General features: G+C 67.1%; 22 protein-coding genes and 1 pseudogene. 8 read left to right on the forward strand and 15 right to left on the reverse strand.

Features of this window, described 5'->3' with window-relative positions; all coding sequences use genetic code 11:
• Window positions 1–82: 82 nt before the first annotated feature.
• The 4 genes from ABZX86_RS30815 to ABZX86_RS30830 are packed head-to-tail and all read right to left on the reverse strand — an operon-like array spanning window position 83 to window position 5,081.
• A complete protein-coding gene (locus ABZX86_RS30815) occupies window positions 83–1,507 on the reverse strand; it encodes a gluconate:H+ symporter (RefSeq protein ID WP_355128424.1) in 1,425 nt (474 codons plus the stop codon).
• Between the two features lie 10 nt (window positions 1,508–1,517).
• Window positions 1,518–2,126 (reverse strand): bifunctional 4-hydroxy-2-oxoglutarate aldolase/2-dehydro-3-deoxy-phosphogluconate aldolase, encoded by a 609-nt coding sequence (locus ABZX86_RS30820; protein WP_355128944.1) that lies wholly within the window; start codon window positions 2,124–2,126, stop codon window positions 1,518–1,520.
• 8 nt (window positions 2,127–2,134) lie between these two features.
• On the reverse strand, window positions 2,135–3,751 hold the full coding sequence (locus ABZX86_RS30825; RefSeq protein WP_355128426.1) for a D-aminoacylase: 1,617 nt from the start codon (window positions 3,749–3,751) through the stop codon (window positions 2,135–2,137).
• A 10-nt stretch (window positions 3,752–3,761) separates the two neighbouring features.
• Window positions 3,762–5,081, reverse strand: coding sequence for an amino acid deaminase (locus ABZX86_RS30830; RefSeq protein ID WP_355128428.1), 1,320 nt, complete (start codon window positions 5,079–5,081; stop codon window positions 3,762–3,764).
• Window positions 5,082–5,234: 153 nt separating this feature from the next.
• Between ABZX86_RS30830 and ABZX86_RS30835 the strand changes: the two genes are divergently transcribed.
• From ABZX86_RS30835 to ABZX86_RS30855, 5 genes are all read left to right on the forward strand, one after another.
• On the forward strand, window positions 5,235–6,269 hold the full coding sequence (locus ABZX86_RS30835; RefSeq protein WP_355128430.1) for a sugar kinase: 1,035 nt from the start codon (window positions 5,235–5,237) through the stop codon (window positions 6,267–6,269).
• Window positions 6,266–7,030 (forward strand): IclR family transcriptional regulator, encoded by a 765-nt coding sequence (locus ABZX86_RS30840; RefSeq protein ID WP_355128432.1) that lies wholly within the window; start codon window positions 6,266–6,268, stop codon window positions 7,028–7,030. The genes ABZX86_RS30835 and ABZX86_RS30840 overlap by 4 nt, the downstream gene beginning before the upstream one ends.
• Before the next feature lie 10 nt (window positions 7,031–7,040).
• A complete protein-coding gene (locus tag ABZX86_RS30845) occupies window positions 7,041–7,448 on the forward strand; it encodes a RidA family protein (protein ID WP_355128434.1) in 408 nt (135 codons plus the stop codon).
• Between the two features lie 119 nt (window positions 7,449–7,567).
• Window positions 7,568–9,232, forward strand: a complete 1,665-nt coding sequence (locus ABZX86_RS30850; RefSeq protein WP_355128436.1) for an LCP family protein — start codon at window positions 7,568–7,570, stop codon at window positions 9,230–9,232.
• An 87-nt stretch (window positions 9,233–9,319) separates the two neighbouring features.
• The gene (locus ABZX86_RS30855; protein ID WP_355128438.1) at window positions 9,320–9,820 is read left to right on the forward strand and encodes a nitroreductase/quinone reductase family protein; all 501 of its coding nucleotides are present in this window, start codon (window positions 9,320–9,322) and stop codon (window positions 9,818–9,820) included.
• Between the two features lie 51 nt (window positions 9,821–9,871).
• Here ABZX86_RS30855 and ABZX86_RS30860 read toward each other — a convergent pair whose 3' ends face one another.
• The 5 genes from ABZX86_RS30860 to ABZX86_RS30880 all read right to left on the reverse strand — a co-directional run bounded on the left by ABZX86_RS30860 (window position 9,872) and on the right by ABZX86_RS30880 (window position 13,870).
• Window positions 9,872–10,597 (reverse strand): helix-turn-helix domain-containing protein, encoded by a 726-nt coding sequence (locus ABZX86_RS30860; RefSeq protein ID WP_355128440.1) that lies wholly within the window; start codon window positions 10,595–10,597, stop codon window positions 9,872–9,874.
• Between the two features lie 104 nt (window positions 10,598–10,701).
• A complete protein-coding gene (locus ABZX86_RS30865; RefSeq protein WP_355128442.1) occupies window positions 10,702–11,433 on the reverse strand; it encodes a helix-turn-helix domain-containing protein in 732 nt (243 codons plus the stop codon).
• 430 nt (window positions 11,434–11,863) lie between these two features.
• Window positions 11,864–12,232 (reverse strand): DUF6188 family protein, encoded by a 369-nt coding sequence (locus tag ABZX86_RS30870; RefSeq protein WP_355128444.1) that lies wholly within the window; start codon window positions 12,230–12,232, stop codon window positions 11,864–11,866.
• Window positions 12,233–12,280: 48 nt separating this feature from the next.
• Entirely contained in the window at window positions 12,281–13,324 is a 1,044-nt protein-coding gene (locus ABZX86_RS30875) for a hypothetical protein (RefSeq protein ID WP_355128446.1), read from the reverse strand.
• Window positions 13,325–13,360: 36 nt separating this feature from the next.
• On the reverse strand, window positions 13,361–13,870 hold the full coding sequence (locus ABZX86_RS30880; protein ID WP_355128448.1) for a hypothetical protein: 510 nt from the start codon (window positions 13,868–13,870) through the stop codon (window positions 13,361–13,363).
• Between the two features lie 437 nt (window positions 13,871–14,307).
• Between ABZX86_RS30880 and rho the strand changes: the two are divergent.
• Window positions 14,308–15,426, forward strand: a pseudogene (rho, locus tag ABZX86_RS30885) (transcription termination factor Rho); the annotation flags it as partial.
• Between the two features lie 3 nt (window positions 15,427–15,429).
• On the opposite strand, the gene ABZX86_RS30890 reads toward rho, so the two are convergent.
• The 4 genes from ABZX86_RS30890 to ABZX86_RS30905 all read right to left on the reverse strand — a co-directional run bounded on the left by ABZX86_RS30890 (window position 15,430) and on the right by ABZX86_RS30905 (window position 20,705).
• Window positions 15,430–16,212, reverse strand: coding sequence for an alpha/beta hydrolase (locus tag ABZX86_RS30890; RefSeq protein WP_355128450.1), 783 nt, complete (start codon window positions 16,210–16,212; stop codon window positions 15,430–15,432).
• A gap of 94 nt (window positions 16,213–16,306) precedes the next feature.
• Window positions 16,307–18,805, reverse strand: coding sequence for a phenylalanine--tRNA ligase subunit beta (gene pheT, locus ABZX86_RS30895; protein WP_355128452.1), 2,499 nt, complete (start codon window positions 18,803–18,805; stop codon window positions 16,307–16,309).
• Window positions 18,806–18,840: 35 nt separating this feature from the next.
• The gene (gene pheS, locus ABZX86_RS30900; RefSeq protein WP_355128454.1) at window positions 18,841–19,902 is read right to left on the reverse strand and encodes a phenylalanine--tRNA ligase subunit alpha; all 1,062 of its coding nucleotides are present in this window, start codon (window positions 19,900–19,902) and stop codon (window positions 18,841–18,843) included.
• A 155-nt stretch (window positions 19,903–20,057) separates the two neighbouring features.
• Entirely contained in the window at window positions 20,058–20,705 is a 648-nt protein-coding gene (locus ABZX86_RS30905) for a nitroreductase family protein (RefSeq protein ID WP_355128456.1), read from the reverse strand.
• 69 nt (window positions 20,706–20,774) lie between these two features.
• Here ABZX86_RS30905 and ABZX86_RS30910 point away from each other — a divergent pair, with 69 nt between their 5' ends.
• Entirely contained in the window at window positions 20,775–21,158 is a 384-nt protein-coding gene (locus ABZX86_RS30910; protein WP_327140799.1) for a helix-turn-helix domain-containing protein, read from the forward strand.
• Here ABZX86_RS30910 and ABZX86_RS30915 read toward each other — a convergent pair.
• Window positions 21,115–22,581: an MFS transporter gene (locus ABZX86_RS30915; RefSeq protein ID WP_355128459.1), complete on the reverse strand. Its 1,467-nt coding sequence runs from the start codon at window positions 22,579–22,581 to the stop codon at window positions 21,115–21,117. The genes ABZX86_RS30910 and ABZX86_RS30915 overlap by 44 nt on opposite strands.
• Window positions 22,582–22,683: 102 nt before the next feature.
• Here ABZX86_RS30915 and ABZX86_RS30920 point away from each other — a divergent pair, with 102 nt between their 5' ends.
• Window positions 22,684–23,253, forward strand: coding sequence for a helix-turn-helix domain-containing protein (locus ABZX86_RS30920; RefSeq protein WP_355128461.1), 570 nt, complete (start codon window positions 22,684–22,686; stop codon window positions 23,251–23,253).
• A 36-nt stretch (window positions 23,254–23,289) separates the two neighbouring features.
• Here the strand turns inward: ABZX86_RS30920 and ABZX86_RS30925 are convergent, their stop codons facing one another.
• The gene (locus tag ABZX86_RS30925) at window positions 23,290–25,020 is read right to left on the reverse strand and encodes an amidohydrolase (RefSeq protein WP_355128463.1); all 1,731 of its coding nucleotides are present in this window, start codon (window positions 25,018–25,020) and stop codon (window positions 23,290–23,292) included.
• Between the last annotated feature and the right edge of the window lie 65 nt (window positions 25,021–25,085).

Genomic DNA, 25,085 nt, shown 5'->3' on the forward strand with positions numbered 1-25,085 from the left:
TATGCACGATTGTGCAAGCTCATTCACAGCGGGGTCCGGCAGACCCCCGCCGCATCGGCCTTCCAGCCTCGATCAGCGCAGGTCAGGCCACGAAAGCGAAAAGCGTCGCCGCCACCGCGAAGCTCACCACCGACAGCACTGTTTCCAGCACCGTCCAGGTCTGCAGCGTCTGTTTGACCGTCAGATTGAAGAACTTGGAGATGATCCAGAAGCCGCCGTCATTGACATGGCTCAGCACAATCGAGCCCGCGGCGATGGACATGGCGATCAGGGCCAGCGCCATCTGCGAGTAGTCGTGGCCGACCACCAGCGGCGCGACAATGCCACCGGTGGTGACGATGGCGACGGTAGCCGAGCCCTGGGCGATGCGCAGGCCACAGCTGATGATGTAGGCGAGCACGATCACCGGAAGACCTGCGGCGGACATGGTTTGGGCCAGGGCCGAGCCGATTCCGGTGGCGGAGATGACCTTTCCGAAGAACGCGCCCGCACCGACCACCAGCAGCAGCATGCCCACCGGGCGCAGCGATTCGGCGGTGAGGGTGCTCAACTCCTGCACCGTCTGCCCGCGCCGCAGACCCAGCACGTAGAAGGCGGTCAGCACGGCGATGAGCAGAGCCACGGCGGGCGTACCGAGGAAGGTGAGCACCTCCAGCGGCTGCGAATTCGCCTGCAGCAGTTGACTGCCGAAGGTCGCGCCGAGAATGAGGACCAGCGGAATTCCGATAATGCCGCCGATGAGCGCCACCGAGGGCGGCGGGCGCACCGCCGTGGCCGTGGTAGTGCCGGGGCCGTCACCGGCCGGTTCCGCCACCAGGAACTCCGCGGGCACCTCGACCTTCACGCGATTGCCGATCCAGCTACCCCAGACGATGCCTGCCGCGATGAATCCGGGTATGCCGCAGACGAATCCCATGAGGATCAGCCAGCCGAGACTGACGCCGAGCAGACCGCCCAGCGATACCGGACCCGGATGCGGCGGCAGGAACGCATGCGTCATGGACAGACCCCCGACCATGGGCATCGCATAGCGCACCAGCGAACCGCCGCCGCGCTTGGCGGCCACGTAGACCAGCGGCGCGAGCACGAAGATCCCGATATCGAAGAACAGCGGGATGCCGAAGATGAGGCCGAGCAGACCCATGGCGACGGGCGCGCCCCGCTCCCCGAAGGCCCGCAGCAGCCGGTCGGTCAGCACATCCGCGCCGCCGGAGCGTTCCAGGATCGCGCCGAGCACCGTGCCCAGGCCGATGATCACGGCGATATGCCCGAGAATGCCGCCGAAACCCGTCTCCAGCAGGGAGTCACCGGATTTCATCGGAGTGCCGACGATCTTCGACACCGGCAGGCCCGCCGCGAGGGCCAGGGCCAGGCTGGTGAGCAGCAGTGCGATGAAGGGCTCGAGCTTGATGCGAATGATCGCCAGCAGCAGGATCGCGATGGACAGACCGCAGAGCACCAGCAGTCCGGGGGTGGTGGTGCGCAGCCAGTCGACTGTGGCGCCCATGGTGTACCTCTCAGTTCAAAGATCGAACGAACGACGCCGCCCGCGTGGCGATTTCGGCCCAGCGCCCGGCCGCGACATCGGCGGGCGCGACCACGTCGGTTCCGGCGGTGACCGCCACCGCGCCCTGGGTGAGGAAATCCGCGGCATTACCAGCGTTGACCCCGCCGGAGGGGATCAATTGCGCCTCGGGAAGGGGTCCGCGCAGGTCCTTGAAATAGCCCGGGCCGAAGGTGCGGGCGGGGAAGATCTTCACTGCCGCCGCACCCAAATCCATGGCCTGCATGACCTCTGTCGGGGTCAAAGCGCCCATGACAACCGGGATTCCGCGCCGCGTGGCCACCTCGGCCACCTCCTCGCGCACTCCGGGCGTCACCAGGAATCGCGCGCCGCTGTCGATAGCGGCCGCGGCCTGCTCACCGGTGAGCACGGTGCCCGCGCCCATGACCCCGAGTCCGGCCTCGGCGGCCTTGCGCAGGCAATCCAGAATGCCCGGGGTGGTGAAAGTCAGTTCCACGGCGCGGATTCCGGATCCGGCGAGCGCCTCGGCAAGGGCCACCGGATCGGGAATCTCCGGCGCCCGCACCACGGTGAGTACACGATCGGCTCGAATGACGTCCATGGCGGAGGTCAACGGGTCTCCTTCCGAGTGGAATCCATGCGCAGGGCGCGACCGGCCCGCACATCGGTGGGTTTGCCTGCGTCCAATGCGAATTCGCCGTTGACGAGGACGTAGGGAATGCCGCGCGCCTGCTGCCTGGGGTTGTCGAAGGTGGCGGTATCCGCCACCGTGTGCGGATCGAACAGCACCAGATCGGCGGCATAGCCCGGCCGGATCAGTCCGCGCTCGCGCAACCGGAGCCGCTGCGCCGGACGGCCGGTGAGGTGGTGCACGCACTCCTCGAGCCCGAGCACGCCGAGCTCACGCGAGTAGCGCCCCAGGTAGCGCGGGAAGGTGCCCCAGGCGCGCGGATGCGGCCGCTCCCCCACCAGCAGTGCGTCACTGCCGCCCATATGCCGCGAGTGGCGCATGATGGCGCGCACATTCTCTTCGTGCCCGACATGCTGAAGGATGGTGGTGGCCAGCTGATCTCGGGTCAGCAGGTCGAAGAACACCTCGACCGGCGGCATATCCCGCTCGGCGGCGATCTCGCTGACGGTGCGCCCGACGTAGCGATCGAGTTCCCGATTCGCGACACCGCTGATCTGAATGGTCTCCCAGTCGACCACCACGCCGTGGCAGCCGTCGGAGCCGTTCTCATTGACATCGGCCACGATGCGCAGCCGGGTCGCCAGATCGGCAATGCGCTCGAGCGCCGCATCGGGCCCGCCGGACATGGCCCAGCTGGGCAGCAATGCCGACAGTGTGGTGGACCCGGGCAGATACGGATACGTATCGAGGCTGATATCGCAGCCGTCCGCCAGGGCCGCGTCGACCAGGGCGAGGAATTCCGGTGCGCGCCCGCGGTTCACGCCGAAGTTCATGGTGGCGTGCGTGAGATGCAGTGCGCAGCCGGTGCGCCGGGAGAGTTCGATCATCTCGGCGTAGGCCTCGAGCGCGCCCGCACCGTAGGAGCGAGTGTGCGGGGCGTAAAAGCCCCCTGCTTCGGCCACCACCTCACACAATGCGGCGAGTTCCGAAGTGCCGGCATACATTCCGGGCGTATAGGTGAGTCCACTGGACATGCCGACCGCACCCTCGGCCAGAGCCTGCGCGAGCAGTGCGCGCATCCGGTCGATCTCGGCGGTGGTGGCGGCGCGCTGATGACTGCCCACCACCATCAGGCGCAGCGTGCCCTGTGGCACCAGGTACGCGGCATTGGGTGAGATGCGCGCGGTATCCAGGCGGTCCAGATACTCGGCGACGGTGCGCCAGGAGAAGTCGAGATCGGCGGGATTGCCGTTCCACCCGGCGATCTGGCGGCGCACCACGGCCAGCGCCGCATCGTCGATGGGCGCGTAGGAGAGCCCGTCCTGTCCGAGGACCTCGGTGGTGATGCCCTGGCTGAGTTTGGCGAAGTGGCCCGGTTCGGTGAGCAGGTGCAGATCCGAATGGGCGTGCATATCGATGAAACCCGGTGCCAGCGCGAGGGTCTCGCCCTCGTCGAGAATGCGGGCGGCCGCGGTCACCGTGCCGGGCGGGGCGATCCGCGTGATGCGGCCACCGTCCACGACCACATCACCCCGGTACCGGTCCGCGCCGGTGCCGTCGATGATGTCGATATCACGAATCAGTAAGTCGGCCATGGCAGTCCGCTCAGAAGAAGGTGTGCAGGAAGTCGACGACGCGCGGCCGCTCGGCATCGGCGTCGTCGAGCACCGGAATGAGCCGCCATTTGTCGAAGGCCGTGCACGGATGCGAAAGCCCCAGTCGCACCACCGAACCCACCGGCACCGCAGCGGCGCTGCCCTCCGGCAGCCGCAGGAAGGTGTGCTGGTCATTGAGGGCCGTCACCACGGCGCCCGCGGGCAGCGGTTGTACTGCCGGTCCCGCCATTCGCTGCGGGACCGGTAGCCCCTCATCGAACGGGAGATCACGCTTGCCCGCGTCGAGCAGCGCAAGCCCCGGTTCCGGCCGGGACACGCTGCGCGCCCAGCCATGCATACCCGCACGCAGCGGGCGGTCCGCACCGGTCAGCGCCACACCGCCGGCGGTGAGCGGGGAGATACCGGAGTAGAAGCCGTCATCGTGGATCAGGTACGCGCCCGAGCGCAGCACCACCGTGGTCGAAACCCCGTGCGCGCCTTCCTCGTCCGCGAGTCCGGCGAGCCGCTCCACCACCAGATCCGGATAGGCGCTGCCACCGGCGGTGAGGATCGCGCGACCTTCGTAGCGGCCCTGGGACGCCAGCTCCTGATGCAGGATGCCCAGCTCGTCGAGGTAATGCCGCACGGCCGCAAGCCCTTCCGGGGTGCGGTCGTGCGCCAGCGCGCCCTCATAACCACCGACACCGGCGAGCACGAGCCGTGCGGAGTCGTGGATGGCCTCGGCCACCTCGTACGCCTCGGACAGGGTGCGGGCCCCGGTACGCCCGTGCGGCCCACCGAGTTCCACCAGCACCGGCACTCGCACACCCTCGGGCGCGGACTCGAGGATCCGTTCCATCTCGCGCACGGTCGAGAGGCCATCGGCCCAGCAGTAGAACTCGAAGTCCGGATCATTCGCCAATTCGTCGGCGACCCAGCGCAATCCGATCGGATCGACCAACGCGTTCGCGAGCATGATGCGGTCCAGTCCGAACGAGCGGCCCACCTGCACCTGCCACACGGTGGCCAGGGTGATGCCCCATGCGCCGGCCTCGAGCTGCTCACGCCACAGCTGCGGCGACATGGTGGTCTTGCCGTGCGGGGCGAGCCGGACCCCGGCCTGCCGCGACCACGCCGCCATGACCGCGAGGTTGGAATCGACGGCCGCGCGGTCCACGGTCAGCACCGGCGTTTGCAGATCGTCCAGATGCGGTGCGGTGGCCAGGTATTCGCGCACGCTCAGCCCCCAGGCGGCGGGCGGCAGCGATTTGTGCTGCGGTCCCAGCCGCTCCCCGCCCAGGGCGGTGACGACGCCATTGTCGAGAGCCACGGCATTCCTTCCGATTTCATGCGACTGATTCACAGCCGACTATTCATAGCCAATTCACATTGCATATTTTGCAACGCTTGTTGCGCATTGTGTTTAGTGGTGGTTATTCTGCACACGAAGACCGCAAGCCGCAACCGTTCAAAGGAGATTGGTGTGACCCAGCCGACTAAGCGCGCGGTCACCGTCGGCGAGGGACTCGCCGTACTGATCGCGCAGCCGGGCCCGCTGGAGGACTCGCACACCTTCGAACGCGGTGCGGCGGGCGCCGAGGCGAATGTCGCCACGGTGCTCGCGCAGCTCGGCATTCAGACCGCCTGGATCTCCCGGGTCGGCGACGACGGCTTCGGCCGCTATCTGGTGCGGCATCTCGGTGCGCGCGGCGTGGACACCTCCGCCGTGACCGTCGATCCGGCCCGGCCCACCGGCGTCTACGTGAAGGAACGCGGCAGCGGCTCCGCCCAGGCGGGCGATCTGGACGCCGGAGCCAGCCGAATGCTGTACTACCGCAACGGATCTGCCGCCAGCGCCCTGTCCCCTGCCGATCTCCCCGCGGCCGCGCGACTGCTCGGCGGGGCCGACGTCATCCACTTCACCGGTATCACCCCGGCGCTGTCGCCCGCCGCCACCGAGTTCACCGCGAGCCTGCTCACCCAGCCGCGCGGGCAGCGCCTGATCAGCTTCGACCTGAACTACCGCCCGGCCCTCTGGGAGCGGCGCGGCGAATCCGCCGGGGAGATCCTGGCCCGCCATATTCGCGGCAGCGATGTGGTGTTCCTCGGCGCGGATGAGGCCGAAGCGGTTTTCGGGGTCGGTGACGCCGAGCGGCTGCGCGCCCTCTTCCCGCAGCCCCGCCACCTGATCGTGAAGAACGATAAGCATTCGGTGACCGGATACATCGGCGATGTTCGCCTCGAGGTCCCCGCCCTGCGCCTCGACGTGACCGAACGCATCGGTGCGGGCGATGCCTTCGCGGGCGGCTATCTGGCGGCGCTGCTGCAGGGCCGCCCGCACGAGCACCTGCTGCGCTTCGGGCATCTGTGCGCCGCCGCCGCGCTCACCGGCACCGGTGACGTCGCCGAGCTGCCGCCGCTGGCGACCCTCGAATCCCGCTCCGCAGCGAGTACTTCCGAATGGGCGGGAATGAATTACGCCCGGCCGCAGCCCATCCCCGAGAATGTCCCCTCATGAGCCAGAGCCTGCTGCGTGCCCTCACCATCCTCGCCGAACTCGGTGAGGAGCCGAAATCCCTGGACCAGTTGGCAACCCAGCTCGGCGTGCACAAGTCCACCGTGCTGCGGCTGCTGCAGACCATGGAGGGTGAGCGCTTCGTCACGCACGACCCGGAGCATAAATATCGATTGGGCTCACGGCTTTTCGAGCTCGCCAATCGCTCGCTGGAGGGTCGCGATGTGCGGATCGCGGCGCGGCCGCACCTGACCGCGCTCAATGCCGCCACCGGTCAGACCGTGCACCTGGCCACCTACGAATCCGGTGAGGCGATCTACATCGACAAACTCGATGCCACCCACAGCGTCCGGATGTATTCGCGGATCGGGCGGCCCGCCGCACTGCACTGCACCGCGGTCGGCAAGGTGCTCGTCGCCGCGCTGCCGCGCGCGTCGTGGCGCGGGATCGCCGAGGGCATCGAGTACCGGCCCTTCACCGACCGCACCATCCGCACCCCCGAGCAGTACCTGGCGGAGCTGGAACTCGTTGCGGCCCAGGGCTATGCCGAGGACCACGAGGAGCACGAGAGCTTCATCAACTGCGTGGCCGTCCCGATTCGCGACGGCACCGGCGCGGTCGTCGCCGCGCTCTCGATGTCGGTGCCGGACATGCTGCTCGACCACGACCAGGTCCTCGGCATGCTGCCGCAGGTACGCGCCGCGGCGGCGGCCGTCTCCACCGAGCTCGGCTGGAGTCCGAGCACCACCCACCCCGACCAGTGAAAGGCCGACCATGAGCGAAAAGATCGCCGTCCGCACCGACAAGGCCCCCGCGCCCGCGCACACCTTCTCGCAGGGTGTGCGCAAGGGCCCCTTCGTCCAGGTCTCCGGGCAGGGTCCGGTCGACCCCGTCACCAATGAGTACCTGTACCCGGGTGACGTCGCGGCGCAGACGATCCGGACGCTCGAGAATGTGAAGGCGATCGTCGAGGCGAGCGGTGCGAGCTTCGACGATGTGGTGATGCTGCGCGTCTACCTCACCAAGCGTGAGGATTTCAGCGTCATGAACGACGCGTACGGCGAATTCGTCACCGCGCACACCCGCGGCGCGGTGCTGCCGAGCCGCACCACCGTTTTCACGGGACTGCCACGAGCGGAAATGCTGGTCGAGATCGACGCCGTCGCCATCGTCGAGGACTAGTCGTCGGATGTGATGGTTATGCATGACTGTGCAATTTCATTCACCCGAGGGTGCTTATTCCGGCATAATCAGAGGCCGATCTGACATCACCGGTCTCCTCCGGCACACTCGACGTAGCCATGTACGACGACGACACTGAACAGCTCCCCGTTTACCGCCCCACCGGCAGTGCGCGCAGGTCAGCTGAGACGCCCCCGACCGAGCCCCGGCGCACCCGCCGCGCCCGGCCGAATTCGCATCGCCGCGCCGCGGAAGCTCCGGCCTCCGCGCAATCGAAGCGGCTGCGCTATGCCGGCCGCGGTGTCATGTCGCTGGTCACCGTCGGGGTGATGGGCATCACCGGTGTGCTCTGGTACGGGGAGACCACCCTGGACCAGGGTTTCACCCGCTCCGGCGCGATCGCCGAGGAGGACCGCACCCTCGACGGCGATATCAATATTCTGCTCATCGGGCTGGATACCCGAAAGGATCTCAACGGCAACGATCTGCCGAAGGAGATCCTCGACCAGCTGCACGCCGGCGACGGCTCCGAGGGCGGCTACAACGCCAATTCCCTGATCCTCGTGCATATTCCGAAGGATATGAAGAAGATCATCGCCTTCTCCATTCCGCGTGACGACTACGTGCCGGTCTCCGGCATCACCGGCTACGACCACGCCAAGATCAAAGAGTCGTACGGTCTCAAGAAGTACATGGTCGAGGAGAAGCTCAAGGCGCAGGGCGTCACCGACAAGGTCGATCTGGAGCGGCAGGGCCGGGAGGCCGGGCGCACCTCGATCGTGCAGACGGTGAAGGCGCTCACCGGCGTTCCCATCAACCGCTTCGCCGAGGTCTCGCTCGCCGGGTTCTACGATCTGGCCACCGCGCTCGGCGGCGTCGACGTCTGCCTCAATCACGCGGTGGACGACAGCTACTACTCCGGCGCCCAATTTCCCGCCGGCAAGCAGCATCTGGACGGCTCCGACGCCCTGGCCTTCGTGCGCCAGCGCCACGGCCTCGACAATGGCGACCTCGACCGCACACACCGGCAGCAGGCGTTCCTCACCTCGGTCGCCAAATCGCTGAAGGATTCCGGCACGCTCACCAATGTGGGCAAGCTGAAGGCGCTCATGGATGTGGCGCACAAGGATGTGGTGCTCTCGGACGGCTGGAGCCTCACCGACTTCATCACCACCGTGGGCCGCGCCGGTTCGCCCTCGATCGAATTCAATACCCTTCCGGTACTGCGCTACGACACCGTCGACGGCCAGGACGTCAATATCATCGATCCGGTCGCCATCAAGAAGACCGTGCGCAGCGCCTTCGGTGTGGAACAGCCGGCCGTCGCGGCCGCGCCCCGCACCACACCCACCAGCACCCTCGACGTGGTCAATGCCACCGGCACCCCCGGTATGGCGGCCAAGGTGCAGAAATCATTGGGCGCCAAGGGATTTCCCACCGGCGATGTCAGCAATGCCACCTCCTCCGATGGCAGCTCCACCGTCATCTACTACGGCACCGGCGCCGACGCGGATGCCCAGCAGCTGACCGATATGCTCGGCGGCGTCTCCGCCAGCCCGTCCTCGAATGTCACCGCCGGGCATATCAAACTGGTCCTGGGCACCGACTTCGAGCTTCCGGAAACCCTCGACCCGGCGGCCGCGACCACCGGCGGCACCACGACCACGACAACCGCCAAGGCAGCGGCAGCCGCCGCGGCAGCCACGACCACCACCGACGGCGCCCCCGACAACGGTAAGCCGGTCACTACGACCATCGGCTCGGATATCCCCTGCGTGAACTGATCCGCGCAGTCCCACCGGCCACCTGACGACTCACTGGACAGTATGTAAAGTGAGCCGCGTTACGCGGCGTCGAGCATTGGGATACAGATGGCAGGCAAGAATTCGGGAACCGGCACCCTCACCTTGAGCGGACGGTTCAATCACTACTCGAGCATCTACCTCGGCTGGAGCGCACGCGCCTATTCGCGCGTGAACAGCTGGATCTACGTCCGATCCGGCGGCACCAAGCTCGCCACCCTGCAGGGCAAACCGGTCTTCCAATTGATCGTCACCGGCCGCAAATCCGGCGAACCACGTCCGGTCATGCTCATGCTGATCCGCTCCGGTGACGATCTGCTGGTGTCCGGTTCCAACGGCGGCCACCCCGGCACCCCGAACTGGTGGCTGAACCTGACCGCCTCCCCCACCGCCCGCGTCCAGGTCGGCGCCGAGAACTGGCCCGTCGACGTGCGCGTGGTCACCGACCCGGCCGAGTACGAAACCCATTGGCGCACACTGGTCGCCGGCTACCCCGACTTCGCCACCTACCGGGCGCTGAGCACCCGTCAGTTCCCGATCGCGGTGCTGAGCCGGGCGGCCGGAGCCTGATCGGCGCCCTGCCGGCGCCCGGAACGTGTTGCCGCGCAGGGCCGTAGCGGGCTATCCGGCAGTGCGCGCGGGCGTCATGGTGTACATCAGCCACTCCCGGCGCGGGAGTTCGCAGCGAAAGAGCTGAACGTTCATCACAATGAACTCGCCGGTGTCGGGCGACCGCACCCGGGTGCTGCGGTGCGGGACCCCCTCCGGCGGAAGACGCTTCGACCACAGTCGTTCCCAGTCCGGCGACTGCCGGCAGACGGCGGCGATCTCCTCGCCGCGGGCGGACGCGGCGGCGCCGGGCCCCATATGCCGGAAGGCGTACACCATGGTGTGCGCCTCCCGCTCCCAATCACCCATGACCGCACGGGCCCGCGGATCCAGCAGCATCCACTCGAGGCCGTTGGCACCCGCCTCCGCACCCGGAAACCACCGGCGATAGGCGTCATTGACCGCAATGATGTCGTGCTCGGGAACGGTCTGATACCACGCCGGGTGCGGCAGGGTCTGCAGAAAATTCAGCTCGGCCGGTTCCATCTCGCCGTAGTGCAGCCCGGTCAGTTCCGGCAGCAGTGCGCTGGCGGCCCATTCGCGATACGGAAACTCGACCTCCAATGCCGTGAAGAGCGCGCCGAGCGCGATCGCGGTGGGCTGGCGGACACCCTGTTCGATCTTCTGAATCAACGCCTCCGAAACCCCCGCCCGCCGTGCGAGTTCCGCGCGCGTCAGCCGTGCCGCTTCCCGGCGCACGCGCAGAAATCCCGCAATTGTCGTATGCGCCTCGGCCACTACTGCCGCTCCTCCGTACCCGATATCCGTTGCTCCAGTGCGTGCTGCTCGCAGTCGAACCTACCGGCGAGCCTGAATGGCCTGTGCCGCAGGGCGATAGCGAATCATTCGGGGCCGAGTGCGGGCACCAGGGTATACATCCACCATTGGCGGCGGGGCAACTCGCAGCGGAAGATGTGGACCTGCATGCGCAGGAACTCACCGGTCTCGAGCGACCGCACGCGGGTGGGGCGGCGGCGGATCTCGGGGGGCGGAATATCCGTCGACCAGAAGCGTTCCCAGTCCGGCGCCTCCCGGCACAGCAGGGTGATCTCTTCGATGCGTTCGGGGGTGGCGATGCCCGGGGCCATGTGCCGGAAAGCCCACACCATGAAGTGCGCCTCCCGCTCCCAGTCGCCCATGACATGGCGCGCGATCGGATCCAGCAGCATCCACGCGATGATGTTGACACCGGGCGTCAGACCCGGAAACGCTTGCAGATAGGCGTCATTGGCCGCGATGAGGTCCAGTCCGGGCAGCGTCTGATAGCACGCCGGATAGGGCAGGCTGCTGAGGAAGTCCAGTTCGGCCTGCTCCGGTATGTCACCGTCGTACGGGATATCGGTCAGTTCCGGCTGCAGCACATTCGCGGCGTGCTCGCGGTACTGCATCGGCACATCCAGCGCTTCGAACAGTGCGGCGAGCGCGGTCGGGGTGGGGTGCCGAGTGCCCTGCTCGACCTTCTGGATCAAGGCCTCCGAGACTCCGGCGCGCCGTGCCAGTTCCGCCCGCGTCAAGCCGGCCGCCTCCCGTCGTACGCGCAGGAAACCCGCAATTGCCGAGTGTGCTTCGACCACCCTTGTGACTCCTCCAGACCCGATCTCGATGATGCTTTCACGCACCGCCGCAGACAAACCTACCGTTCGGTATTAACGATGGCGCAGGCACTCTGTACGGCCCGCGGGCCCGAACCGCAAATCGCACAACTGGGACAAATTGGGACAGGGCTTCGCATTGACGCGGAGTGGGCCGACTCGGGATGCTCACCAGGGCCGTTCAACGCTGCACGGCCACTACCGGATGCCTCGGAGGGGACGGCATGGGCTCGGGTCGCTGATGATGGGCGACCCGCAGAACGTGCCGCAGTGCATCGGCCACGATGTGCCGTACCGACATACGGCACACCGGGGATACGCCGCGGTCGGTGTGCGTGCCTGGCACGCACACCGACCGCGGCGCACACCGCGGGAACGCATACGGCAGGCGTCCGGCCGGATGCGATGCGGGTCAGGACTTCTCGGACCAGATCGCGAGTTCGCCGCCGGGCATGCAGACGACGAGGTAGATGCCGGGGGCGGTGACATGCCAGGCCTCGTAGTAGCGGTCGGGTTCCACTGCCAGCTGCGCACCCGAGTCCAGGAGCATGCGGAGCGTGCCATCGGAATCCACTGCGGCGGAGACTATTACGCCGTCCAGAGCGACGGCCAGATCTTCGGCGGGGGCTTCGCCGGCAATATGGTGCAGGGTGGAGGCCCCGGTGCGGTGCAGCACCAGCTCGCCCTCGATGTGGATTTCATAGGCGCCCGCGCCCAGCACCAGCACAAAGGGGCCGGGCGACAGCACTGTGAGGCGCTCACCGGTGATCGGTAGATCCATAACGCCTCCAGCGGGCGGCGCCCCGGCGGTGGCCGGGGCGCCGGACTACTACTCGGTGGCCTCCGCCAGTACGGCGATGACCTGATCGGAGACGAAGAACGGCTCCAGGCGTTCGCGAATCAGCTTGGCCAGCACACCGTTTCGCTTGGCCGCCTCGACCACGGCGGGGCCGTAGCGCAGAATCTCCCTGCCGATGTCCGCACCGGACAGACCCAGCTCCGGCAGCAGCGCGGCCAGGGTGTGATCGCCGTACTTCTCGAAGAAGACCTCCACGCCCTGGTCGACCAGGATGCCGAAGTACTCCTTCTCGCGCGTGGTGAGCGCGATGCGGTAGATGATCAGCGCCAGATCCTGCAGATCCTGCTGCGAGAGATACTCGCGCAGACCGCTCACCGGCTCACCGGCGTGCAGATCCCAGAATTCCATGGCGGCATCGTGCACCGGCGCGTCCCGCAGCATTTCGCGAATCGCGTTATTGGTCCGCTTGAGCGCGAATTGCGCTCCCTTACCGGCCATTTCGCCGAGGAAGGTGCCGTCGCCGGTGGCCTTCTCGGCGGCCTTGCGGGCCTGTTTGGCGGCGGAGGTGCCGAGCGAGACCAGCGAGCCGACGCCCGGGATCTTGTTCGCCATCTGCCGATTGCTCTCCATGAAATCGGAGATCAGCTTGTCCACGAACTTGGAGGCCACGGTAGCGATGAGCGGACTCTCGGTGAGCCGCTCCAGGATTCGCTCCTGCGCCTGGTGCATGCCGAAGATCTTCTCCAGCAGCTGCTCCACCGGCTCGCGCTCCACCACGTCGCCGAGGGTGTAGTCATTGTTCGCGGCGATATCGTCATACAGCGAGAGCGACAGCTGGCCGACCATCTCCTGTAGGACGGGGCTGCCGCCGATCAGATTGATAATTGTGGCCACCGTCTGCTTGGCCTGGTCGAGCTCCACCACATCGCGGAAGATGATGGTGTCGGCAATGCCGATCACCGCCTCCACATCGCGGCCGATCACCTCGGTGAAGCGATCGCCGGTCACCTCGGCGAGAATGAAGTCGACTTGCAGGTCGAGCAGCCGTTCGGCGATTTCGCGCGGCTCGGTCATAGGGTTCCACCCATCGTCAAGAAAAGACCGCCGAGTTCAGTCGGAATCGTTGCCGTGCATCGATTTTCGAATCTGTTCCAGGCGTTCCCGCGCGGTTTTCTGCCGCGCGTCCCACTGTTCCTCGACGCTACGACCCGCGGGCGTCTGCCGATCGAGCTCGTCCATCCCCTGTGCGGTGCCGTAGCGCTGCTCGACCTTATCGCGAACTGACTCGAAAGTAGGGACGCCCGATGTCGTATACCCGCCAATGCCTGGCGCGATCGGTATACCGGCTGGCGGTACCGGTGGGACCATGCCCGCCGGACCCCCTTCTACCTGGTCCAATGTGACAGGAACGTCCAGCGGCGGCGAGCCGGGCGCCGGATCCGTGTCCGGAGTCACATCGATGTAGTCGGGTGCATGACCGGCGGTGGCCGCCACCGCGGCCGCCACCTCGTGCAGCGCACCCAATGCGGCCCGGCCGGCACTGGCCTCGGCCACGGCCGCCGCCAGCTCGGCATCCGGCAACTTCGCCAATTCCGATACGAGATCCTCGGCATTGCTCATACGGACCAGGCTACGCAGCGCGCGCCCCACCGAGGGCGCCATTGCGCTGACGCCGAGTACGGCGTATGGTAGGCCGTGTTGTAAGCCCGTGGATGTAGGTAGACGCAGGTCCCTCCCACGAGATTTCTTCCCTTCCGAGTCAGTTTTCCGGCAGTAGTTCTGAGCTACCCGCTGACACACACTCGGATCCCCTTGCGGCCCGCCGTCCCGGCGTCCCGCCTCCGGCCGTACGCGGCCGCTCCACATACACACTCCCGGTGCGTAAGTCACCGGATGCCTTTCACAGGAGAACACTCATGACCACCATGGAAACCCGGCCGGCCCGCAATCGCGCCGCCGCACCCAAGTCCACCCCGTCCAAGTCCACCCCAACCACGTCCGTCGAGAACACCGCACCGCCGGTCCTCGACACCATCGAAACACTGTCGCCCGCAACGGGAATCCTCGATATCAGCGGCAATACGGCAACCCTGCGCAGCAACGGCTACCTGCCCGACCCCGCCGATATCTCGGTGCCCACCCGGCTCGTCCGCGAATTCGGTTTGCGCCGTGGCGATTTCGTGACCGCACTCGTGCGTCCGAGCACCCCGAATCAGTCGAATGCCCAGCAGTCGAATGCCAAGGGCGGCAAGTCCGCAACGCTGGTGCGCATCGACACCGTCAACGGCCGCCCTGCGAGCGAAGCCATTTCGCGCCCGCACTTCGGCGAACTGACACCCATTCATCCCGACGAGCGCCTGCGCCTGGAGACCGAGCCGCACAAGCTCACCACCCGGGTCACCGACCTGATCATGCCGATCGGCAAGGGGCAGCGCGCCCTCATCGTCGCACCGCCCAAGGCGGGCAAAACCTCTGTGCTGCAGGCGATCGCGCACGGCATCGCCGCGAATCATCCCGAGGTCCACCTCATGATGGTGCTGGTCGGCGAGCGGCCCGAGGAGGTCACCGACCTCTCCCGCGGCGTTCCCGCCGAGGTTGTCGCCGCCACCTTCGATCACTCACCGGCGCAGCAGACCGCACTCGCGGAACTGGCCATCGAACGCGCCAAGCGGCTCGTCGAACAGGGACATGACGTTGTCGTACTGCTCGATTCGCTCACCCGGCTGGCCCGCGCCTACAACACCTCCGGACCGGCCTCGGGCCGAATCCTTTCCGGCGGTGTGGATTCCGCCGCACTGCTGCCGCCCAAGAAGTTCCTCGGCGCGGCCCGCAATATCGAACACGGCGGCTCGCTCACCATTGTCGCCACCACGCTGGTGGAGACCGGTTCGCTCGGCGACACCGTGATCTTCGAGGAGTACAAGGGCACCGGCAATGCCGAACTCAAGCTCGACCGCAATCTCGCGGCCCGGGGCGTGTTCCCCGCGGTCGACGTCACCCGCTCGAGCACCCGCCGCGATGAGCTGCTGATGGTTCCCGCCGAGCACGACGCGGTCGACAAGCTCCGCCGGACATTGTCCGAGCTCGATGATCAGCGCGCGCTGGACCTGCTGCTCGACGGTCTGCGCCGGACCGGCAGCAATGCCGAGTTCCTCGCGAACATCATTCGTAAGTAAGCACTATCCAGAGGTCAGCCGCTTGGGCGGCAGCACCTTCGCGGCCCAAGCCGCGACCGTGCCCGACCACCCCGGAATCAGCACCAGATCATTGTGCGCACCACCCGGATAGATCACCAGTTCCTTGGGCTCCGGAGCCGCTTCGTAGAGCGTGCGCCCCATCCGCACCGGCAGCATTTCATCGGCATCGCCGTGCATGATCAGCACCGGGCACCGCAGCCGCCGAATCCGCCGCAGACTCGGATAGGCATCGGGCACCACCACTTTGGGCAGATACGGATAGACGGCCCCCGCCGCATCCCGCAGCCCGGTGAAGGTCGACATGAGCACCAGCGCCGCGGGCGGATACGCCGTCGCCAGCTCCAGCATGACCCCGCCACCGAGCGATTTCCCCAGGTACACAATCCGATTCGGATCGATTCCCGGCTGTGCGAGCAGGGCGTCGCGCGCCGCCCGCGCATCCAGGTACGTGCCCTCCTCGCTGGGTCGCCCACCGCTGCGGCCGAATCCGCGATAGTCGAAGACCAGCACATCGAAACCGGCCGCCGACAGCAGCGCCAGAATCGGCGACCGATCACCGATATTGCCGCCATTGCCGTGCGCGAACAGGATGTGCCCCAGGGGTTCCCCGGCCGCCCGCACGAACCAGGCGTTGACGGTCACCCCGTCCGTGGTCCGCAGGGACAGATCCTCGTACCCGACCCCGAACTGGTCGGGGGTCATGACGATGCGCCGATCGGGGACGTAGGTCAGCGCATTGAGAAAAGGCCGTGCCGGATGCCGCATAACGCCTTCCTACTCCTCCATACGACAGCGGCTCGTCGCGACACCCGAAAGTGCCTGCGACGAGCCGCTGCTCGATATTCCCGATCAGTTCCGGCTAGCGCAGCACCGCACCGACGGCGTCGGCCGCCGCAGCCACCGCCGAGTCACGGGCCGCACTGGCCTCGTCCTCGGTCAGCGTGCGGTCGATGGCACGGAAGCGCAGCGCGTAGGTGAGGGATTTACGGCCTTCGCCGGCCTGCGCGCCCTCGTACACGTCGAACAGCGAGATCTTGTCCAGCAGCTCGCCCGCGCCGGAGCGCAGTGCGGCCTCCACCGAGGCGGCCGGAACCGTCTTGGCGACACTCACCGACACGTCCTGCAGGACCGCCGGGAACGGCGAAACCACCGGGGTGGGCCGGTTTTCGCGCAGCGGCAGCGCATCCAGATCGATCACCACGGCGCAGGTGCGCGGCGGCAGGCCGGACCGCTCCAGCACGGCCGGATGCAGTTCACCGGCGTGGCCGACCACCACACCGTCGACCAGCAGTTCGGCGCCACGGCCCGGATGCCACGGCAGGAAGGCCACGGCCCGGCGCTCGATGACCACGCCCGCGGCCTCGGCGACCACATCGACCAGGCCGAAGGCATCGGCGGCCTCGACCGCGCGACCGGGGCCCCACGGTCCGCGCGGTTCGCGCTTACCGGTCAGCACGGCGGCGACATGCACCGGCTGATCGGGCAGTGAGCGCAGCAGGGCGCCGATCTCGTCCTCGGTCGGACGGCGGTCCACCGGCAGCGGGCCGACCGGCGCGGTCTGCTCGGTCCGGCGCACCACCTGGGCGATCCCGTAGATGGCCAGATCGCGCTCACCGCGAGAGATATTGCGGGCGGCCACCTCCAGCAGTCCCGGCAGCAGCGTCGAGGCCAGTTCGGGCCGATCCGCATCCAGCGGGTTGAGCACGCGCATGGTGTTGCGGCGCGGATCGTCGGCGGGCAGTCCCCAGATGTCGAACACCTCGCGGGACATGAACACCGGCACCGGCACCTCGACGCAGCCCTCGAACGCCAGAGCCTTGCTGACCGCCCGGCGGCGCTTCTGCTCGGCGGTCAGTCCGCGACCGGCCGGGGCGGTGGGCAGCACCGACGGAATCTTGTCCAGACCCTCCAGCCGCAGCACCTCCTCCACCAGATCGGCGGGCTGGGTGAGATCGGGCCGCCAGCTCGGCGGGGTGACGATCAACTGACCGTGCCCGGCCTCGCTGACGCCGACATCGACCGCGCAGCCGACCTGCTGCAGCCGGCGGGTGGAAGCGCCGGGCGCATAGTGCACGCCCGCAATGCGATCGGCCAGATCGATATCCATGGCGATGGGCTCGACGGCCGGAACCGGCACCCGCACATCGGTGAGCACGGATTCGACTGTGCCACCGGCAATCTCGGCCAGCAAACCGGCGGCGCGGTCCAGGGCGGCCAGATTGAGCTCCGGATCCACAATGCGCTCGAAGCGGCGGCTGGCCTCGGAGCCCAGCTTGTGCCTGCGCGCGGTGCGCGCCACGGCGATCGGATTCCAGGTCGCGGCCTCGAGAATGATCTCGGTGGATTCCCCGCCGACCTCGGTGCTCGCGCCGCCCATGATGCCCGCGAGCGAGATGACGCCGGAATCATCGGCGATCACCACATCCTCGGCATCGAGGGTGCGCTCGACCTCGTCGAGGGTGCGCAGGGTTTCCCCCTTGTTGGCACGCCGCACCACGAGTCCGCCCGACACCTTCGCGGCGTCGAAAGCGTGCAGCGGCTGGCCCAGTTCGAGCATGACGTAATTGGTGACATCGACCGCCGGGGAGATCGGGCGCACACCCGACAGCAGCAGTCGCCGCTGCAACCACCACGGGCTCACGGCCTTCGGATCGATACCGGCAACCTTGCGCACCGCGAAACGCGTGCACAGCGATTCGGGCTCGAGCCGCACCGGCCACGCCTCGGCATCGGCGTCGGGCAGCGACCGCACGGCCGGATCCTGGAATTCCAGGTCGAAGCCGCAGGCCAGCTCGCGCGCCAGACCGCGCGCCGAGAAGGCGTAACCGCGGTCGGGCGTGATGGCCAGCTCGATGACCGTATCGTCCAGGCCGAGCAGCTCATTGGCATCGGTACCGGGCTCGGCGGTGCCGGGCTCGAGCACCAGAATGCCGTTGTGGTCCTTGCCGATGGCCAGTTCCGCGACCGAGCAGATCATGCCATTGGAGGTGTGCCCGTAGGTCTTGCGCGAGGCGATCTTGAAGCCGCCGGGCAGCTCACCACCCGGCAGCACCACGACCACCAGATCACCGACGGCGAAATTCCTTGCGCCACAGACGATCTCCTGCAGCTCGGGCTTACCGATCTCGACCTTGCAGAATCGGATGGGCTTCTTGAACTCGGTCAGCTCGGTGATCTCGGCAACCCGGCCGACCACCAGCGGATGCTCGATCTCGCCGCCCACCCGCTGCAGCTGTTCGACCTCTTCGACCTCCAGGCCGACCCGGACGAACCCCGCGTCGAGCTCCTCCGGCGTCACCGACCACCCGGGGGTGGTGCGCTGCAGGATTTCCGTCAGCCAGGACTGCGCTACTCGCACTTGACGTTTCGCTTCCTCGTTGGAGTGGGGTGGGCTCAGGCTTGGATGCCGAAAGGCAGCGTGAAGCGCACGTCGCCCTCGACGATGTCGCGCATATCGGGCAGGCCGTTGCGGAACTGCAGAGTCCGCTCCAGACCCATGCCGAAGGCGAAACCGCTGTACACCTCGGGATCGATCCCGCTGGCAATGAGCACCTTCGGATTCACCATGCCGCAGCCGCCCCATTCGACCCAGCCCGGACCGCCCTTCTTGTCCTCGAACCACACGTCCACCTCGGCGGACGGTTCGGTGAAGGGGAAGAAGCTGGGCCGCATGCGGGTGGTGGTGTTCGGGCCGAAGAGCGAGCGCGCGAACGCGTCCAGGGTGCCCTTCAGATGCGCCATGGTCAGGCCCTTGTCGATGGCCAGACCCTCCACCTGGGAGAACACCGGGGTGTGCGTGGCATCGAGCTCATCGGTGCGGAAGGTGCGACCGGGGCACACCACATAGATGGGCAGCTCACGAGAAAGCATGGAGCGCACCTGCACCGGTGAGGTGTGCGTGCGCAGCACCTGGCGCGAACCCTCGGGGGCGATATGGAAGGTGTCCTGCATGGTGCGCGCCGGATGATCCGGCAGGAAGTTCAGGGCGTCGAAGTTGAAATGCTCGGTCTCCACCTCGGGACCTTCGGCGATCTCCCAGCCCATGGCCACGAACACATCGCCGACACGCTCGGAGAGAGCGTTGATGGGGTGCCGCGCACCGACCGCGCCGCGCCGGGCGGGCAGGGTCACGTCGATGGCCTCGGCCACCAGCACCGCGGCATCACGCTCGGCGAGCAGTTCGGTATTGCGGGCCTCGTACGCCTGCGTCACGCGCTGGCGGGCCACGTTCACCCGCTTGCCCGCGTCGGACTTCTCTTCCTTGGGCAGTGTGCCCAGCGAGCGCTGCGCCAGTGCGATCGGCGACTTTCCGCCCATGTACTCGGTTTTCGCGCTCGCGAGCGCGTCCAGGTCGGCGGCGGCGGCGAACGCCTTCTCAGCGGCCTCCGCGGCGGCGGCGAGGGATTCCTCGGTCAGCGCCGCGGTCTGCTCGGCACGGTCGATGTCGTCGGCCACGATGGTTCGTCACTCCCCTGGCTGGTACGGGTCGGGCGGAATTTCCTGTCCATTCTTGCTGGTCGAATCGTAGTCGTTGTAATCAGCCCGGTTCATCCGCTTTTATCGCAGGCCGCGCGCACCCTCCCGGCGTGGTGCGCGCGGCCCGCACCCGGTCACGCGACCGGGTAGGTCTCGCGGAAAACAGTGCGCTCGACGGCCCGCCGGCCCGGGTGCGGACGCTGCTCGGCGGCATAGCCGATGGACATGAGCAGGGCGATGGACAGATCCGGGCGATCCGCGATGCCGATCACCTTTTTCACCTTGTCTTCCTCCCAGCCGTTCATCGGCGAGGTGGCCAGCCCGAGCTCGGTGGCGGCCAGCATGACGTAGGCGGCGGCGATCATGGCGTCCTTCACCGCGTACTCGCGCAGCAGCCCGCGCTCGGCGAGGCCCTGCTGAAACTCGGTGGACGCGGCCGAGAATCCGGCGATGAATTCCTCGTTCCAGGCGCCGTTGCGGCGCGCGTGGTCGTACACGTCGCCCCGATCGTCTTGCCACGCTTGGGTTTCCGCGACGAAGACCAGCAGCACCGGGGCCTCCTGCGGCTGCGGCTGCCCACCGGTGGCCCAGGCCAGGCCCTCGCGGCCCGCCGGTTCGGTGACCACCACGATCGAGCGGTCCTGCAGATTCCAGCTGGAGGGCGCTTCCATGGCCAGTGCCAGCAGGGCTTCCAGAGCGGCGGCGGGCACCGGATCGGGCCGGTAGTGCCGGACGGTACGGCGGGTGCGAATGGCTTCGGCGACGGAGATCATCGTGTTCATGCCACTAACTATTGGAGAGTGACTCTTCTTTGTGAAGTAGGCACTAAATAGTGCGCTACTCTCCCGGATATGACCACGTTCGTCGAATCCTCGGGACTGCCCGCCGACGTCTACTCCCCCAAATGCCCCACCCGCCAGGTGCTCGACCACATTGCCGGGAAATGGACGATCCTCGTGGTGGACGCCCTGCTGCAGCAGGACACCATGCGCTACACCGAACTGTCCCGCCGCATCGGCGGCGTCTCGCAGAAGATGCTCACGCAAACCCTGCGCAGCCTGGAGGGCGACGGATTCCTCACCCGCACAATGCATCCCACCATTCCACCGCGAGTGGAATACCAGCTGACGCCACTGGGCCGCAGCCTCGCTGAACCGATCAGCGCGCTGCGGCAGTGGACCGAAACTCATATCAATGAAGTGGAGCGAGCCCGGGCTCTGAATCACGCTGAGTAACAGCGACTTCCGCGGCAGGACGCTTGCGGCCGGGGAGGAACAGAGCGACCACCGCGCCGACCGCCACGATGACGGCGCCGACACCGATGGCGGGAGCCAGGCCATCGACATAGCTCTGCGGGGTCGTGTAGCCGCCGTGCGAGGCGAAGACGGAGGCCAGCACCGCGACACCCATGGCCACGCCGACCTCACGGATCGTATTGTTCGCACCCGAGGCCATGCCCTGATCATCGGACGACGCGCTCGCCATGACGACGGTGGCGGTGGGCGCGAAGGTCAGACCCATACCGATGCCGCCGAGGATGAACGGCAGCACGAACGAGCCGTACGAGACGTCGACCGTGGTGATCATGGCCATCCAGCCCAGGGCGGCGGCCAGGAACACCTGACCGGTAGCGACCAGCACACGGGGGCCGACGCGGTCGACGATGAGGCCGGCGAGCGGGGCCACCACCATCGGGGCCATGGTCCACGGCAGGGTGCGTATGCCCGATTGCAGCGGCGTGTAGCCCTGTACCACCTGGAAGTACTGGACCAGCAGGAAGATCGAGCCGAAGACACCGACCGCGAAGGTGAACGCCACCGCGTTGATGACGCTGAAACCGCGATTGCGGAACATGCGCAGACGCAGCATCGGATCGGTGACCCGCAGCTCCCAGGCGATGAATGCCGCGAGCAGCGCTGCGCCGCCGAGCAATCCGCCGAGTACAACCGCGGAGGTCCAGCCGTCGTCCGCGCCGTGAATGACGCCCCACACCACCGCGAGCACGCCACCGGCCGAGAGCAGTAGCCCGACCACGTCCAATCGCCTTGCGCCGCCGTAGGATTCGCTCAGCACCCGCGCCACCAGCGGCACCGCGACAATACCGATGGGCACATTCAGCCAGAAGATCCACTGCCAGCTCAGGCCGCTCACCACCGCGCCGCCGACCACCGGGCCGAGCGCCACGCCGAGCCCGGAGATGCCACCCCAGATGCCGATGGCCGCGCTGCGCATCTTCTCCGGGACCGAGGCGGACAGCAGTGTGAGCGAGAGCGGCATGATGGCCGCCGCGCCGAAGCCCTGAATCGCGCGGAACAGGATCAGCATCCACGGCTCCGAGGCCATGGCGCAGGCCGCCGAGGCCGCGGTGAACACGCTGATGCCGATCATGAACAGCCGGCGGCGACCGAGCCGGTCGCCCAGCGCCGAGGCGGTGAGCAGCAGCGAGGCGAACGCGAGGGTGTACGCGTTCACGAACCACTGCAGGTCGGTGAGGGAGGCGCCCAGATCGTGCTTGATCACCGGCAGCGCATTGGCGACCACCAGATTGTCGAGCGTCGCCATGAACATGGGGATGCCGACCGCGGCCAGGACCGCGGCCACCGGGGGCTTGCGCGCCGCCCCCGCTGTGCCAGAGGAGGTTTCGAGAGTTCCAGTCATATCATGTCCCTAGTTGGTATCGACTGATAACAAGAGAGTATGCATCGACTGATAACATGTCAATAGTGACTATGATTCCCCAGTGACGAGGAGGCCGAAGCCGTGACGAGAACCCGCATGACCGCCAGCGAGCGTGGCGAGGAAGTGCTGCAGGCCGCCGTCGCCGCCTTCGCCCAATCCGGTTACGCCGCAACGAAAACCGATGAGATCGCACGCCTTGCGGGTGTTTCGCAGCCGTATGTCATCCGCCTCTTCGGCACCAAACAGCAGCTGTTCCTGGCGACATTGGAGCTGGCGTGCGATCGCATCGAGGAAATCTTCCGGGCCGCCGCCCTCGAGGCCGATCCCGCCGCCGCCCCTCGGGACAAATTGGACACGCTCGGGTCGGCGTTCGAGACCTTCCTCGACGAGCGTGACCTGCCGCTCATGCTGCTGCACGGCTTCGCCGCCTGCGGTGAACCGGCGATCGGCATCGCGACCCGCGACCGCTTCGGCCGGATCTACCAGCTGATTCGCGATCTCACCGGAGCCTCGGTGTCCGAGGCCCGCGACTTCATCGCCGCCGGCATGCTGCTCACCGATCTGGCCGCCATGCGGACCACCGGACCCGAAGCCATCGAAACACCTTGGGCCACAGAGATGCTCGATGACCTGCGGGGTACAGGCGCCTGAGGTTCGTCGCGGCGCCTTCCGGTGTGGGCCGATCCCTCAGCAGTGGTACTGCACCACCAGCGACCCGAGATTCGCGACCTCCGGATCGGCCTCCGCCTCCCGCAAAGCGCCCGAGCCGAAGCGCGTTGTGCCCCGCCGGATGGTCTCCACCACCCGTACGTCCTCCCACGACTTGAGGTTCTCCGGTTCGGCCAGCGTGAGCGGATCGACGCTGAGCACCACAAGATCGGCCAGTTTGCCGGTTTCGATGGTGCCCTTCGTCTTCTCCTCGAAGTACTGGTACGCGGCATTGCTGGTCAATGATCTGAGCGCATCACGCACCGACACCCGCTGTTCGGCACCGATGACAGTCCCGCCGCCGGCCGAGGTCGTCCGGGTCACCCGGGTGACCTGACTGGACAGAATGGCGATCGAATTCGCCAGGGCCACAGGCGCATCGTGATGCGCGGTATAGCGGAGCCCGTTCTGCAGCGCCCAAGCGGTCGGCGAAATGTTCTCGGCGCGTTCGCCTCCCAGCACCGTGCTGCGGTACCACTCGCCCCAGTAGAAGGTATGCATGGTGAAGAACGACGGGATGATGCCGAGCCGGGCGAATGCCTCGATCTGATCCCGTCGAGCCGTTTGCGCGTGAATCGCGACGGGCCTGCGGTGCACCGCATTCGGCTCCCCCAGTCGCTGACAGGCCGCATCGACCGCCGCGATGAACTGATCGATGGCCGCATCACCGTTGACATGCGCGATGACCTGAATATTGCGCCGGAAGGCCTGGTAGACCTTCTCGTTCGCCTCCTCGTCGCTGAGGATCCGATAGCCGCGGTAGCCCTTCGGTTTTCCGGGCACCGGCTGGAAATACGGCTGCGTGAGCCATGCTGTCCGCCCCTGCGGAGAACCGTCCAGCACCAGCTTGACTCCGGCCAGACGCATTCCCCGGAAGTAGCCCTCCTCGACGTCCAGTCGATCCCAATCCGCATCGGTCTCCAGCTCCGAGGCCTTGAAATACACGGCGAGGTCGATCAGGAACCCGGTGGAATTCTGCAGTCCCCGAAGATAATCCAGGATCGGGCGCTTGACCCCGCCGTCCTGCGCGGTGGTGAACCCGAATCTGTTGTACTCCTTACGCCCCGCCGCGTAGAGACCGGCGCTATCGAGCGGGTTCAGTCCGCTCACGGCCAGATCGAAGGCCGGATCGAACACCGTCTCCTCCAGCGGCTGGGGCGTGTCGAGGTCGTAGCCGAGCAACCGCAGTCCCTCTGTGTTGACCACACCCAGATGCGCGGACTGGTGCACCGCGAGCACCGGCCGATTCTGCCCGTCCGCGTCGGAGACCCGCTCCAGATCCTCGAGCGTGGGATGACCGCCGATCAGCGAATCGTCGTATCCCATACCGATAATCCACTTCGACCGCTTGCCGACCTCCGTCTTCGCCCACGCCGACAGCGTGCCGACCACATCCTCGACCGAGGCCACTTTTCCGTCGGGCTCCGCGAGCAGATTCGCGAGCATGGCCTGCAATCCGACCCCGCCCACATGACCGTGGGCATCGATGAATCCCGGCAGCAGGCACTCGCCGCGCAGATCCTGCATACGCGTGGAATTCCCCTTCCACTGCGCCTCGGCCTCCGCGAGATCGCCTACGAACACGATCTTTTCGCCGCGAACGGCCACCGCCTCGGGTGGCGCGGCCTCCCCCTCGTTCATGGTCACGATCGAGCCGTTGAAGAAGATGCGATCAGCCTTCAACAAGGCCGAGGTATCCGAATCCGACATGGTGAACCTCTTCCAACCGATCGCCGAAAGAGGTCGCCCACGGTCGCACCAGCCGCCCCCAGCAG

Source organism: Nocardia sp. NPDC006630, assembly GCF_040611495.1.
Taxonomy (GTDB): domain Bacteria; phylum Actinomycetota; class Actinomycetes; order Mycobacteriales; family Mycobacteriaceae; genus Nocardia.